The sequence below is a fragment of the Rhodococcus sp. F64268 genome, from assembly GCF_023015605.1.
GTDB lineage: Bacteria > Actinomycetota > Actinomycetes > Mycobacteriales > Mycobacteriaceae > Rhodococcus.
The window spans coordinates 185,444-199,697 of sequence record NZ_JALKAI010000008.1; the positions used below are offsets into that span (position 1 = coordinate 185,444).

A 14,254-nucleotide genomic window follows, 5' to 3' on the forward strand; every position below is an offset into this window, starting at 1 on the left:
GCTCAGGCGTTGCGCAATACGTCGAGTGCGTTCTCGAGGTCGGCCGGGTATTTGCTGGTGATCTCGACCCAGTTCCCGCGGGTCGGATGTGCGAATCCGAGGGAGCGTGCGTGCAGCCACTGGCGTTCCAACCCGAGACGAGCCGCGAGACGCGGATCGGCACCGTAGGTGAGGTCTCCGCAACACGGGTGCCGTAGAGCGGAGAAGTGCACACGGATCTGGTGGGTGCGGCCGGTCTCGAGGTGGATGTCGAGCAGGCTCGCCGCTTGGAACGCTTCGACGGTGTCGTAGTGCGTGATGCTGGGCTTGCCGTCCGCCGTGACCGTGAACTTCCAGTCGCTGCCGCGGTGCCGCCCGATCGGGGCATCGATGGTGCCGCTGCTCGGATCAGGGTGGCCCTGCACGAGTGCGTGATACCGCTTGTCGATGGTGCGCTGCTTGAAAGCTCGCTTGAGCACGGTGTACGCCCGCTCGGAGGTCGCGACGACCATGACGCCCGAGGTGCCGACGTCGAGCCGGTGCACGATGCCCTGCCGTTCGTGTGCACCCGAGGTCGAGATGCGGAAGCCAGCGGCGGCCAGACCACCGATGACCGTCGGACCCGTCCAGCCGACACTCGCATGCGCGGCCACACCGACCGGCTTGTCGACCGCGACGATGTCGTCGTCGGAGTAGAGGATCTCCATACCCTCGACGGGCTTCGCGTCGATGGTCAACGGCCGTGGCGGCTCGGGCAGGACGACCTCGAGCCACGATCCCGCCGAGAGTCGATCCGATTTGCCCATCGGCGCACCGTCCATGATCACGGAGCCTTCTTCGGTGAGCGCAGCGACCGCCGTGCGGGACAAGCCGAGCAGGCGGGCCAGTCCGGCATCGACCCGCATCGCGTCGAGTCCGTCCGGTACGGGCATGGCCCGGGTTTCCCTCACTGACGTTCTTCCTTTCCGGTGGATTCCGATTCGCTGTCCCCTGTGCTGTCCGGTACGGCGGCGTCTGCCGGTGTCGCTGTTTCCCCGGAGTTCGCACGTGTTCCGTCGGGCTCGACGCCGAACACCGTCAACGCGACGAGCAGGATCGCGCCGCACACGATCGCCGAATCGGCGACGTTGAACACGGGCCACCATCCGACCGACACGAAGTCGACGACATGCCCCTGCAGCGGCCCGGGAGAGCGGAACAGCCGATCGGTGAGATTTCCGAGCGCACCGCCGAGCACCAACCCCAACCCCAGTGCCCACCACCGCGAGCGCAGCGTCCGGCCGATCTTGATCACACCGATGACGACACCGATCGCCACCAGCGTGAGCACCCATGTCATGCCGGTCGCCATCGAGAACGCGGCACCGGGGTTGCGGATCAGCGTCAATGTCACGGTGTCGCCGATGACGGAGATGGGATCGGACGGGTCGATGTAGTGGACCGCGGCGATCTTCGTGATCAGATCGGCCACGTAGATCACCGCTGCCAGGACGAGCAGATTGCGCAGCCGCCTCGGTCCCGCCTGCGCTTTCGCCGGGGGATCCGGTGCGGGCGGTTCCGGCGTATCGGACGCAGGATCGGGCCGGGAAGCTTCGTCACTCACTCCGCCATCATCCCCTACCCAGCCGAGGGAGCGGCCACCGCGCCCGTCGTGGCTACCCTGGTGACGTGCCTGTGCTGTCGAGATTCGCCTATACGAGGCCGTGCGCCTTCGCTGCCGTCCTGTCGCTCACCGCGCTCGTCACGGGATGCGGGGATTCGCCTGATGGCACTCCCGCCGTGACCGCCGCGTCCGCGACCGAGGTGACGGTGCCCGTGTCCGCTGTGACCGCGACAGTGCTCGATGCGGGAGCCGAGCCCCGCGAGATTGTGCGGTTGACGCCCGCAACCGGCACCGAACAGAGTGTGATTCTGACCACACGCTCCGAGGTGCACCAGCAGATCGGCGATCAAGCGGCACAGGACTTCTCCACCCCTGAACTGACGACACCGCTGTCCGCGACAGTCACCGAGTCGGTGACCGAGGGAGCACCCGGCACCGTGGTCGACCTGATACTCGGAAATGTCAGTACTCCCGACCCCCACCTCGAGACATCCCTCACCGAGGTGCAGGGCTCCGGAGCCGGGCTGACGATGGGCCCCAACGGTGCGGTCAGTGCGCTGCGACTCGAACCGGGGACCGCGGTACCCAACGTGGCGCGCTCAGCACTCGAACAGGCCTTCTACCAAGCGGTCTACCGGATGGTGGCGTTCCCCGACGAGGCGATCGGTGTAGGCGCGGTGTGGGAGAGCCACCAACAGGTGATGAGCGCGGGAATCACGATCGATCAGGTCGGCACGGCCACTCTCGTCTCTCGCGACGACGACCGGATTCGCGTCGATGTCCGCGTCGAACAGATTCCGCAGGAGTCGACCTGGATGTTGCCCAACGGGCAAGGGCAGCTGTCCGTCGAGGAGTACACGATGGCGGGCAGCGGAACGATGACGATCGACCCGAATAAGCCACTGCCCGTTCAGGGCGACTTCACGGTGAGCGGCGATCAGACCTATCTCGACCCGAATGGCGAAACTCGGTTGTCGCAGTCCCAGGTGGACCGGGTCGGCTGGCATACTCCCGAATCCTGAGCCGGCACGAACAACTAGCCGACGAGACGGCGGTGGCCGACGCGGATCTCCGCGTCGGCCACCGCCGTCATCTCACGAAGTGAGGTCGCGCTCAGGAATTACGGGCACGCAGGCGTCTGCAGGGCCGCCAGCGACACGATCGCGCACGCGTTGTCCTGCGACAGCTTCCAGTAGCCGTCCTCGGCAACGAACATGACCGTGCCGGTGGAGACCTGATCGCCGATGGCGGTCTCGATACCCGCGGTCGCGGTGCCGTCCTCGTTGTCGTTGATATCGATGATGGTGACCTTCGCACCGGCCTGCTGCGCGGCCGCCGCGACCTGGTCGATCAGGGTCGGATCGAGCTCTGCACCCTGCACGAGGTTCTGCTTCTCCTCGGCCGGAATACTGCCGTCGAAGGCCTGGTCGAGCATGGTCTGCAGTTCCTCGACGGTGGGCACCGGCGGGTAGTCCGACGCAGCGGCCTCCGACGTCGTGGTCTCTACTGTCGAGTTTGCCGCGGTCGTCTCGGTCGAGCCTCCGTCATCCGAGCTGCAGGCAGTCATCGTGAGGGCGGCGGCGAGCGCCACCGTAGCGACGGTGATCTTGCGAAGCTTCAAAATTCTCGTCCTTCTCGTTCTCGAACGAACACGACCTTCGTGCTCGGTCATCCAGCGACGGATGCGTCCACCGCGACAGGCGGGTCGTCCGCAAGAGTACCCGGCGGTATCGAGAGATCCATGAGGGCAGCTGGAACACGTATCACTGCAGGCTCGAGAGTGGATCGGCGTGGTCCAGCAACGGATCTGCCTCGTCCAACGTCCGTGCAGGTCCCGGGCCGGTGGACCTCGTCTCGAACCGAATCGTGACGACACCGTGGCCCGACCCTTGTACCCAGCCGTGTCCGAAGTCCGGATGCCGGACGTCGGCTCCGGGCCTCCATCGCCGGTCCGGCGCCTGCGCCTGCTCGGACACACCGTCGCCGACCGGGTCGGCTCGCGACGGTTCCGATTCGAGCGCATCGAGTTCCGGAAAGAGTGAATCCTGCGCAATTGCAGACAGCCCGGCGAACCCGACGCCGACAAGCCTGATCGGCCCGATCTCGAGTGGGTCGAGAGCGAGACGTTGCGCCGCGGCTGTGAGTACCTGCACGTCTTCCGTGGGATAGGGCAACGTCGTCGACCTGGTGAGAATCGACATGTCGGACTTACGCAGTTTGAGGACGACGGTCCGCGCGGCGCGCCCGTCCTTGCGTAGCCGCTCGTGCGCAGCGGTCGCACTGGTGGTCACCGCGCGCCGCACGTACGGCAACGCGACGATGTCTGTCGCATAGGTGGTTTCGGCACTGACCTGTTTCGCCTCGGCGCGTTCGACCACGGGCCGGTCGTCGAGACCGTTTGCCAGCCTGTGCAGGCCAGGGCCGATCGTTGTACCGAGAATGGACGCGACCTCGGTGACAGGAAGTGCCGCAAGGTGGCCGATGGTGTCGATCCCCAGCTTGCGTAGCCGTTCCTCTGCGACCGGCCCGATACCCCACAGACTGCGCACAGGAAGGCCGTGCAGCAACGCGAGTTCTTTCTCCGGGCGCACAACGAGCAGTCCGTCCGGTTTGGCGAGCCCGGACCCGATCTTCGCGATCTGTTTCCCCGACCCCGCACCGATGGACGCGACGAGACCGGTCTTCTGCAGCACCTCTGCCCGCAGTTCCGTACAGAAGCGGTCGGCTTCCTCGGCGGAGGCACCGGCCAATTCCGCGGGTTCGGCGAACGCCTCGTCGAGCGAGAGCGTCTCGAGCACAGGCACTCGGGAACGGAGCGTGTCGAACACCGCGGCGCTCAGCTCCCGATACACGACCCCCCGGGGCGGCAGCACCACTACGCCCGCCCCGACGAGCCTGCGTGCGCGACTCATCGGCATCGCCGAACGCGCACCGAATTGGCGCGCTTCGTAACTCGCGCCCGCTACCACCCCGCGCGCCCCGAGACCACCGACCAGTACCGGCCGACCCCGAAGAGTCGGCCGGGTGAGCTGCTCGGCGGACGCGAAGAAGGCGTCGAGGTCCACGTGGAGGACCCAGCGCCGGTTCGCGGCGGTGGTCATCTCCCCAGGTTAGAGGGCTACGCCAACACGCTCGTTGCCGGGCGTTCGAACGCGCGAGCGGGATGCTGAGGCACGGTCGCCGCACCGGCGAGCGAAAGCGCGCGCTGCTACGCCTTGACGATGGACACGCGCACACCTTCTCCGAGTTCGATCGGATCGGTCTCTGCTGCGACCAGCTCGAACGTCGTTGCGAGGATCTCACCGGCGATCAGATCACGGTGGCGGGCCGCCCACTCGGCGCGGTCCGCAGGGACCTCGAACTGCACGGAGATACGATCCGAGATGTCCAGTCCGAGGTTGCGTCGCGCATCCTGCAGTTCGCGGATGCGGTCCTTCGCCCACCCCTCGGCCTCGAGTTCCTCGGTGACCGCGGCGTCGAGCACCACAAGTCCGGCACCGCCGGGCAATGCTGCGGTCGACTCGGGTTCGGCGGCCACGAGCCGTGTGGTGAACTCCTCCGGCAGCAGCGTGATGCCCGCTGCGGTGACAGTGCCGTCGGCGTTCTCGCTCCAGTCTCCGGATTTGACGGCCTTGATCACTCGCTGGACGTCCTTGCCGAGTCTCGGACCTGCCGCGCGGGCGTTGACGACGACCTCGAACCTGCCATGCGATTCGACGTCGTCGGTGAGGACGACGTCCTTGACGTTGACCTCGTCCTTGATCAGATCGACGAACGGCTCCAACGCTGCCGCAACGGCACTGGCGACGGTGACCTGCGGCAGCGGCAGCCGCACCCGAAGCTGCTGGGCCTTGCGCAGCGACAGCACCGTCGAGCACACCGCTCGCACGTCGTCCATCGCCGATACGAGCTCGGGATCGGCTGGGAGCTCATCCACAGCAGGCCAGTCGGCCAGATGTACGGAGCGTCCACCGGTCAGGCCACGCCAGATCACCTCGGTCGCCAGCGGCAACAGCGGCGCCGCGAGCCTGGTGACCACTTCGAGCACCGTATGCAGTGTGTCGATCGCATCGGCGTCCTCGTCCCAGAACCGTGACCGCGACCGCCGCACGTACCAGTTGGTCAGTGCGTCGCAGAAGGTCCGCACCTCGTCGCACGCGCCCGCGATGTCGATCACCTCGAGTGCCTCGGTCACGGCCTCGCGGGTCTCGGCGAGTTTCGCCAGGATGTACCGATCGAGCACATGGGTGGAGTCGGTGCGCCACGTGCCGGACTTCGGTGCGTACAACTGCAGGAAGCTCCACGCGTTCCACAGCGGCAGCAGTGCCTGCCGCACCCCCTCGCGGATCCCCTGTTCGGTGACGACGAGGTTGCCGCCGCGCAGGATCGGCGACGACATGAGGAACCAGCGCATGGCGTCCGAGCCGTCGCGCGCGAACACCTCGTTGACGTCCGGATAGTTGCCCTTCGACTTGCTCATCTTGAGCCCGTCCTCTCCGAGGACGATGCCGTGTGCAGCAACACATTTGAACGCCGGACGATCGAACAACGCGGTCGCGAGGACATGCAGCGTGTAGAACCAGCCGCGGGTCTGCCCGTTGTACTCGACGATGAAATCGCCGGGGTAATGCGAGTCGAACCAGTCCTGGTTCTCGAACGGGTAGTGCACCTGCGCGAACGGCATCGAACCCGACTCGAACCAGCAGTCGAGAACTTCCGGCACGCGACGCATCGTCGACTTCCCGCTCGGATCGTCCGGGTTGGGTCGCGTGAGCTGGTCGATCATCGGGCGGTGCAGATCGTCCGGGCGCACACCGAAGTCGCGCTCGAGCTCGTCGAGCGAACCGTAGACGTCGATCCGGGGGTACTCGGGATCGTCGGAGACCCACGCGGGGATGGGGCTACCCCAGTAGCGGTTGCGGCTGATGTTCCAGTCGCGGGCACCTTCGAGCCATTTACCGAACTGACCGTCGCGGATGTGTTCGGGGACCCACGTGATCTCCTGATTCAGCTCGACCATGCGATCGCGGAAGCGGGTGACGGCCACGAACCACGACGGCACGGCCATGTAGATCAACGGTTGACCCGAGCGCCACGAGTGCGGGTAGGAGTGCTCGATCGTCTCGTGCCGCAACAGTTTTCCGGCGGCCTTGAGATCCTTGATGATGACCGGGTTCGCGTCGAAGACCTGCAGGCCCTCGTAGGGCGGCACCATCGAGGTGAACTTGCCACCCGGGTCGAGCGGCTGTACCAGTTCGATACCGTTGCGCTGGCAGTACTCCATGTCCTCCTCACCGAACGCCGGTGCGAGATGGACGATTCCGGTGCCGGACTCGGTGGTCACATAATCCGCGGCGATCACCTGGTGGGCGTTCTCCCGGCCGACGAAGAAGTCGAACGGAGGCTCGTACGCGAGGCCCACGAGGTCACTTCCGGCGTATTCGGCCAGCACCTCGGGTTCGTCGCCCAGCTCGCGCGCGTAGTGGCCCAGTCGATCCTTCGCCAGCAGGTATGTCTTCGCATCGACGCCCTCGCCCGCACGAACCGAGACGTAGGTGATCTCGGGGTGAACCGCGACCGCCAGGTTCGACGGCAATGTCCACGGCGTCGTGGTCCAGATCAGGGCATTGGCACCGTCCAGCTCGGTGCCCGGTGCGCGCAGCACCATGTCGACGGTGACCGCCGGATCCTGCCTCATCTTGTACGCATCGTCGAGCCGGGTCTCCTGGTTCGACAGCGGTGTCTGCTCGTACCAGCTGTACGGCAGCACACGGAAACCCTGGTAGATCAGCCCCTTGTCGTACAACGATTTGAACGCCCACATGACCGACTCCATGAAGTCCAGGTCGAGCGTCTTGTAGTCGTTGTCGAAGTCCACCCAGCGGGCCTGCCTGGTGACATAGTCGCGCCACTCGCCCGTGTAACGCAGCACCGACTGCTTGCAGTACGCGTTGAACTCGGCCAGGCCCATCGTGTCGATCTCGGACTTGTCCTTGATACCGAGTTGCTTCTCGGCCTCCAGCTCGGCCGGCAACCCGTGGGTGTCCCATCCGAATCGCCGGTCGACCTTCTTGCCGAGCATCGTCTGGAAGCGCGGAACGACGTCCTTGACGTAACCCGTGAGCAGATGTCCGTAGTGCGGGAGTCCATTCGCGAAAGGCGGGCCGTCGTAGAAGACGAATTCCTCGGCACCGTCGCGATTGGCGATGGATGCCTTGAAGGTGTCGTCCTCGGCCCAGCGCGCGAGGACCCGTTCCTCGAGGTCGGGGAAGTCGACGCCGGTGTCCCTGGCGACGCCGTAGTCGACCTTCGGATACCCGCCGGTCGGTGCAGTGGAATTGACGTTCTCGGTCACCGCGTAACTCCTCCGTGCCTCACATTCTCGGCACGGGGACGATCACGGCGCATTCTGCGCGGTCACCGCGGTACCACCCCGCTTGCACATCGCGGAAGTATCCGCGATGTGCCACTTCATTGGGCTGTCACGGGCCCTACCCGTTCGGTTCTACTGAGCGCCTCGCGAATACATGTGCATTCGCGCGGTGCCGTTCTTCCGAAGGCTCCCCGGTGATAGCCGGATCGACACCATCCCGCACCCGCGGGAACCAGCAACACGGGTACTGACCTCTACCGCACAGTACCTGTGGAGCCATTGTAGGCAGTGCCCGTCATTCTCGTGAATCCTGCTGGTCATCGCCTCGAGCGCGGCGCGCACTCGGTGTGGCACGCCGCCCGGCGGTCTCTCCCCGAGTCGGGGTTTCCCGCGATGTGAGGGAACTACCGAGCAAGAGCACCCCGCCCACGACACACACCGCGATGCAGCCCCAGGCCCACGCGATGGATCCGGTCATCAAGGCGATGACGAGAAGACCGAATCCGATCGCGGCGAGAACCAACGTCACGACGAGCACGACACCTCCTCAACCGAGGTGGGGAACAGGCCCGGGGCCCTCGCTCAGCTGTTGCCCTTGGCGAAGGACGACGAACCGAACGACGACGAGTTGGCCTGGTTGAACGCATCCGCACCGCTGTCTACCGGCACCGCGGAACCGCGCTGCTCGAGCTCTTCGAGCTGCGATTCGAGGTACGACTTCAGGCGCACGCGGTACTCACGCTCGAACGTCTTGAGACGTTCGATCCGGTCCTCGAGAACGGAACGCTGCTGGTTGATCGTCGCCATGATCTCGGTGTGCTTCTTCTCTGCATCGGCCTGAAGACCATCGGCCTTCTCCTTGGCCTGACGGAGCTGCGTTTCGGATCGCGTGCGCGCGTCGGAGAGCATCGCGTCGGACTTCTGGCGAGCATCGGCAATCATCGCCTCGCTGCGCGTACGCGCATCCGAGACGAGCTGCTCGGAGTTCGTGCGAGCATTGCGCACCAGCTCCTCGGCCTCCGACTTCGCGTCGCCGGTGAGACGATCTGCCATCTCTTGCGCGAGCCCGAGCACCTTCGCGGCCTGCATGCTCGCATCGCCGCTGGCCGGCGCAGCCGCTGCGACCGGAGCGGGCGTGGGCGCCGGTGCAGGTGGCGGGGTGGGATCCGGCTTGGGGGCCTCGACCACACGCGCCGGTTCCGCCTTTGCCTGCGAAACGGCCGGTGCGGCAGAGCGCGGTGCCTTCTTCGCCTCGGCAAGCTCCTGATCGAGCTCCGCGACGCGCTGGCGCAGGTCTGCGTTCTCCTCGATCAGGGCCGTCAACTCCTGCTCGACGAGATCGAGAAAAGCATCGACCTCGTCCTCGTTGTATCCGCGCTTCCCGATCGGAGGCTTGCTGAACGCGACATTGTGCACATCAGCTGGTGTCAGCGGCATGGAAGGATCCCTTCACGCGTCAAATAAGCGGTCAAGCAGGCGTTCCGTAGTTCAAACAGTGCGTCACGCGTATCAGAACCCACTGTATATTGCCTTTCATTCTGGCACATCGGAGCGCGCGAACGCCCTGCGACGGCACCACGACGGCGCATCAGATTCCCCCGCTCCGAGGGATGAACGCCATCAGGAAGTACACGATGAACAGCAAGACCATGATGGATAGATCGAGCCGGATCCCGCCCAGATTGAGCGGGGGTATAAGACGCCTGAGCAGCTTCACCGGCGGGTCGGTGACCGTGAATATCGCTTCCAGGATCACCACGACGAATCCCGCCGGCTTCCAATCCCGCGCGAAGGTTCTGATGAACTCGACAATGATTCGTCCGATCAGCAGAAGCCAGAAGATGAACAGCAGGAAGTACAGCACATCGAATACGGCCACCCGCCCACTCTGCCCGACGAACCCGAACCCTTCCAAACCGAAACGCCCGGCCTGCAGTTATCTGCATCACGCCGGGCGTTTCGATATGCGTTCGAGGGAGACGCGTGCGGTGCCGAGAACCGGCACCGCGTGGGTTACTGCTGACTGTAAAAGCCGGTCTCGGCGATTCGGCGGCGCTCTTCCGCCGACACGTCGATATCGGCGGGCGAAAGTAGAAAGACCTTCGTCGCAACTTTGTCGAAGGAGCCGCGCAACGCAAACGCCAGCCCGGCCGCGAAGTCGACCAACCGTTTCGCGTCGGCGTTGCTCATTTCGACGAGATCCATGATCACCGGGGTTCCATCACGGAACCGCTCACCGATCGTGCGCGCCTCGCCGTAATCGCGTGGACGCAGCGTCGTGATCTTCGACAACGGACCTCCTTCATCGAACAGCGCGCCGCGCCGTGCCTCGGTCCGCTCGAGTCGCGACTCCGCGGCCATCGTAGACCGTGCCGGAGAGCGCACCGGTGCCGCCGCCGGACGCGGGGCGCGGGCAGTGATCGGCTCGACGCGGGCACTGCGCGGCGGGGGGTCGTACCGATCGAAGTCGTCTTGGGGAAAATCACGCTCGACCTCGTCGCGACGCGGAGCGGGGTATTCGTCGCGGCGCGGCGCCGCGTACGCGCCGTACGGCTGTTCACCGTAGTCGCGCTCACGACGTGGGCTCGCCGGCTCGTCGAGGTAGTCGTCCTCGTAATCCTCGAGCGGGACCATTCCGAAGTAGGCCTTGAACTTGTGGAGCGTGCTCATCGATCGCCTTTCCCTCGCGCGGCGGTTGAGATTCAGGCTAACGGTCTCGCACCCAACACTCCCGTTCCGACACGCACGCATGTCGAACCGTGGCGTACGGCGTGTTCGAGATCACCCGACATCCCCGCAGACAGTTCACGCGCTTCGGGGTATCGCTGCCGCAACCTCACCCCCAGCTGCGCGAGTGCCTCGAACGAAGCGTCGGCATCAGCGCCGAGCGGAGGCACTCCCATCAGCCCCGCCAACTCGAGGCCGTCGGCAGCAACCACCGCATCGGCGAGAGCATCGAGGCCGTCGGCGGGGACACCACCACGTTGCGGGTCACTGTCCAGACTCACCTGCAGCAGCACGCGCAACGGCGCGGATCGTTCACCGGCGTCCAGGGCTGCCGCGACCCCCGCCGCGAGAGCCCCCGCCAGTCGAATGCTGTCGACCGAATGCACCGTGTGCGCCCAGCGCGCAACAGCACGGGCTTTGTTCCGCTGCAGCCGGCCGATCATGTGCCATTGCACCGCCGGGTCAGGTACCTCTTCCCGGAACTGCTGGATCTTGGCGTGCGCCTCCTGCTCACGGGACTCCCCGAAAGTGCGGCATCCCAACTCGTGCAACAGAACCACGTCCGACGCCGGAAAGTACTTGGTGACGGTCAACAAGCCGACCTCGGAGGGGTCGCGTCCGCTGGCACGGGCCGCGTCGTCCAACCGACGTCGAACCGAGTCGAGCCCGCGGGCGAGTTCGTCACGCCGGCCCTGCCGCGCTGTATCACTCATTGCGAAGTGTCCTCGAGCCAGATGATGGAGGCCAACCTGCCGGTCGGCGCACCTCGGCGGTGGCTGAACAGGGTCGGGTCCTCGATTGTGCACCGCGGATCTTCGGCTACGGCCGCAACGCCGTGTTCGATCAGTTGCCTGCGCAGGCCCGCGCGGAGATCCAGCCCGGCCGTGCCGGCGACTGTGCGTGTTGCACTACCGGGTAGATGCGCCTCCACATCATCACGCATCGCAGGAGGTACTTCGTACCGGCGTCCACTCGCGGCAGGACCGAGAAATGCCCCGATCCGGTCCGCGCGTGCACCGAGTTCGACCATCGCTTCGAGGACCCGCGGGATGATGCCGATACGTGCGCCGACACGCCCCGCGTGTGCCGCGGCCACGACACCGGCTTCCTCATCGGACAGCAACACCGACACACAATCGGCGCTGAGGGCAACAAGTGCGAGCCCGGTCGCGGTGGTGACGAGAGCGTCTGTCGCGGCTACGCGCTCAGTGACAGGGCCGTCCACCACGGTGACGTTGCGGCTGTGAATCTGCTCCATCCACACGAATCGTTCGGGTGGCAATCCGATGACTTCGGCCAGGCGCTGCCGGTTGGCTGCGACAGCTGCGGGATCGTCCCCCACGTGGTCACCGAGGTTGAAGGAGTCGTAGGGGGGAGCCGAGACCCCGCCGGTCCGTGTGGTCACGACCCGGCGGGCACGCACTCCCGAGTGAGGCGCTGTCAACGCCGCATGAAAATAGGCACGTCCACGTCGTCATCGCCGTCGTCGTCGACTTCGACCGCCCGCGCAGCGCTGCTGCTACCGGCTGGGGGAAGGCCACTCGACGCCGGCACAGGCTCACGGGCCGGCGCTTCGTCGGTACCGTCACGATCGGGACGGCCCAGCTCGCCTGCTCGACCGGCGCCGATGGCGCCCGGTCGCGCATTCTGCTGCGGGTTCTGCTGCGACTGCTGTCCCTGCTGCTGGCCGGGGCCTGCCTCGACGGGACGTCGAGTCGGAGTGCCGCCGTCGAAGCCCGCCGCGATCACCGTGACACGCACCTCGTCGCCGAGTGAGTCGTCGATGACGGTGCCGAAGATGATGTTCGCGTCGATGTGCGCAGCTTCCTGCACCAGCGAGGCTGCCTCGTTGATCTCGAACAATCCGAGGTCGGAGCCGCCTGCGATCGACAGCAGCACGCCTCGCGCACCCTCCATCGAGGCTTCGAGGAGCGGCGAGTTGATCGCAGCTTCCGCGGCCTTGATCGCACGCCCTTCGCCCCGCGACGAACCGATGCCCATGAGTGCACTGCCCGCTCCGGACATCACGCCCTTGACATCGGCGAAGTCGACGTTGATCAGGCCCGGGGTGGTGATGAGGTCGGTGATGCCCTGAACACCGTTGAGGAGGACCTCGTCGGCGGACCGGAAAGCGTCCATGAGGCTGACCGCTGCGTCGCCGAGCTGGAGCAACCGGTCGTTGGGGATCACGATGAGGGTGTCGCACGATTCGCGCAGCGTCTGAATGCCTGTGTCTGCCTGACCGCCACGCCGCTTGCCTTCGAAGGAGAAGGGGCGGGTGACGACACCGACCGTCAGTGCGCCGAGTTTGCGCGCGATGCTCGCCACAACGGGCGCGCCACCGGTGCCGGTGCCACCGCCCTCGCCGGCGGTGACGAAGACCATATCGGCGCCCTTGAGCACCTCTTCGATCTCGTCCTTGTGGTCTTCGGCAGCCTTACGACCCACTTCGGGGTCTGCGCCTGCGCCCAGGCCGCGAGTCAACTCACGTCCGACGTCGAGCTTGACGTCGGCGTCGGACATCAGGAGTGCTTGTGCATCGGTGTTGACCGCGATGAACTCGACTCCCTTAAGTCCCTGCTCGATCATGCGGTTGACCGCGTTCACGCCGCCACCGCCGATACCGACGACCTTTATTACGGCGAGGTAGTTGTGCGGGGGCGTCATGGGCTCTCGCCTTCCTGGGATTTCGGGTTCACACTTCGATCGATCTTCCTAGGTACCTGTCAAACCCTCAACCATAGCTTGAAGGTTATGTCAAGTACCCGACTGCTGCGAAACGCTATGGCACAGCAGCCCGAATCCGCCAGCAGACTCGCCGACGACACGCCACCAATTTCACACCGACCTCCTCACCGGACCGTCGGAAGGTCCGGACTGGCAACATCGAACTGCTGCCCTGGCTGGGTCAGCAGGGGCAGGATCACGGCGGCCTTGCGATCCGAACGCTCCACCCCGCCCCACACGACCACTCGACCGTCCGCCAGGATGAGGGATATATCCGAGTCCGAACCTGCCGCGACCTCCTTTACCTGCACGGCGAGTTCCGGCGGCAGTAGTCCGATGATCTCTACCGCCGCAGCTGTCGCGGGGTCACCGGTACCCGGAGATGCTGTGACGAGCCGGGGGGTCATCAGCGGAGGCGGCTCGACCGCAAAGTCCACGCCTTCCGCATCGACGGAGTGTGTGCCGTCCGGTCCGTCGAAGTAGACCACGGCGACACGCTCGACGATGGTCACCCGCACCGTCGACGGGTACGACCGCTGCACCCTGACCGACGCGGCGCGGGGAAGCGCCGAGGCGACACGTTGCGCGGCTTCAGCGGTATCGACCTGCAGCAGCGGCGTGCCGTCGGCGACATCGAGGCTCGCAAGCACTTCTTCGCGGGTGATGATGTCGTTGCCGGTCACTTCCACCGAGCGCACCGACAGCAACGGCGAGGTCCACGCCACCACAATCGCTGCGAGCAGGGCGACCACCACGACTCCGCCGATGAGCACCGTGCGCAGACGCACGGAACGGCCAGAGGGACGCCGTGCCGAGTTGTTCGCTCCGAGGGCCTCGTCCCGCGT

At 65.8% G+C, this 14,254-nt stretch carries 14 protein-coding genes; 1 reads left to right on the forward strand and 13 read right to left on the reverse strand.

The genetic code is table 11. From position 1 onward, the window contains the following. Positions 1-2: 2 nt before the first annotated feature. Positions 3-911, reverse strand: a complete 909-nt coding sequence (locus tag MWU77_RS19085; RefSeq protein ID WP_206039500.1) for an RluA family pseudouridine synthase — start codon at positions 909-911, stop codon at positions 3-5. A 14-nt stretch (positions 912-925) separates the two neighbouring features. Further along, the gene (gene lspA / locus MWU77_RS19090; protein ID WP_169686446.1) at positions 926-1,582 is read right to left on the reverse strand and encodes a signal peptidase II; all 657 of its coding nucleotides are present in this window, start codon (positions 1,580-1,582) and stop codon (positions 926-928) included. Positions 1,583-1,647: 65 nt separating this feature from the next. Between lspA and MWU77_RS19095 the strand changes: the two genes are divergently transcribed. Continuing rightward, positions 1,648-2,604 carry a hypothetical protein gene (locus tag MWU77_RS19095; RefSeq protein ID WP_247274500.1) on the forward strand — a complete coding sequence of 319 codons (957 nt, stop codon included), beginning with the start codon at positions 1,648-1,650 and terminating at the stop codon, positions 2,602-2,604. A 98-nt stretch (positions 2,605-2,702) separates the two neighbouring features. Here the strand turns inward: MWU77_RS19095 and MWU77_RS19100 are convergent, their stop codons facing one another. The 11 genes from MWU77_RS19100 to MWU77_RS19150 form a co-directional block, all read right to left on the reverse strand. Then, positions 2,703-3,203, reverse strand: coding sequence for a hypothetical protein (locus tag MWU77_RS19100; RefSeq protein WP_169686444.1), 501 nt, complete (start codon positions 3,201-3,203; stop codon positions 2,703-2,705). 142 nt (positions 3,204-3,345) lie between these two features. Next, a complete protein-coding gene (locus MWU77_RS19105; RefSeq protein ID WP_247274501.1) occupies positions 3,346-4,683 on the reverse strand; it encodes a DNA polymerase IV in 1,338 nt (445 codons plus the stop codon). A gap of 107 nt (positions 4,684-4,790) precedes the next feature. Beyond that, positions 4,791-7,937 carry an isoleucine--tRNA ligase gene (gene ileS, locus MWU77_RS19110; protein WP_247274502.1) on the reverse strand — a complete coding sequence of 1,049 codons (3,147 nt, stop codon included), beginning with the start codon at positions 7,935-7,937 and terminating at the stop codon, positions 4,791-4,793. A 313-nt stretch (positions 7,938-8,250) separates the two neighbouring features. Beyond that, positions 8,251-8,493, reverse strand: a complete 243-nt coding sequence (locus tag MWU77_RS19115) for a hypothetical protein (protein ID WP_247274503.1) — start codon at positions 8,491-8,493, stop codon at positions 8,251-8,253. A gap of 44 nt (positions 8,494-8,537) precedes the next feature. Next, complete coding sequence (locus tag MWU77_RS19120) at positions 8,538-9,392, reverse strand: DivIVA domain-containing protein (RefSeq protein ID WP_169686437.1); 855 nt, start codon at positions 9,390-9,392, stop codon at positions 8,538-8,540. 151 nt (positions 9,393-9,543) lie between these two features. Continuing rightward, positions 9,544-9,834: a YggT family protein gene (locus tag MWU77_RS19125; protein ID WP_169686435.1), complete on the reverse strand. Its 291-nt coding sequence runs from the start codon at positions 9,832-9,834 to the stop codon at positions 9,544-9,546. Between the two features lie 134 nt (positions 9,835-9,968). Continuing rightward, positions 9,969-10,625 (reverse strand): cell division protein SepF, encoded by a 657-nt coding sequence (locus MWU77_RS19130; protein WP_169686433.1) that lies wholly within the window; start codon positions 10,623-10,625, stop codon positions 9,969-9,971. A 32-nt stretch (positions 10,626-10,657) separates the two neighbouring features. Further along, a complete protein-coding gene (locus MWU77_RS19135) occupies positions 10,658-11,395 on the reverse strand; it encodes a YggS family pyridoxal phosphate-dependent enzyme (protein ID WP_169686430.1) in 738 nt (245 codons plus the stop codon). Then, positions 11,392-12,105 (reverse strand): peptidoglycan editing factor PgeF, encoded by a 714-nt coding sequence (pgeF, locus tag MWU77_RS19140; RefSeq protein WP_247274533.1) that lies wholly within the window; start codon positions 12,103-12,105, stop codon positions 11,392-11,394. The genes MWU77_RS19135 and pgeF overlap by 4 nt, the downstream gene beginning before the upstream one ends. A gap of 17 nt (positions 12,106-12,122) precedes the next feature. After that, positions 12,123-13,349 carry a cell division protein FtsZ gene (gene ftsZ, locus MWU77_RS19145; RefSeq protein WP_169686425.1) on the reverse strand — a complete coding sequence of 409 codons (1,227 nt, stop codon included), beginning with the start codon at positions 13,347-13,349 and terminating at the stop codon, positions 12,123-12,125. A gap of 185 nt (positions 13,350-13,534) precedes the next feature. Then, on the reverse strand, positions 13,535-14,197 hold the full coding sequence (locus MWU77_RS19150; protein WP_247274534.1) for an FtsQ-type POTRA domain-containing protein: 663 nt from the start codon (positions 14,195-14,197) through the stop codon (positions 13,535-13,537). Between the last annotated feature and the right edge of the window lie 57 nt (positions 14,198-14,254).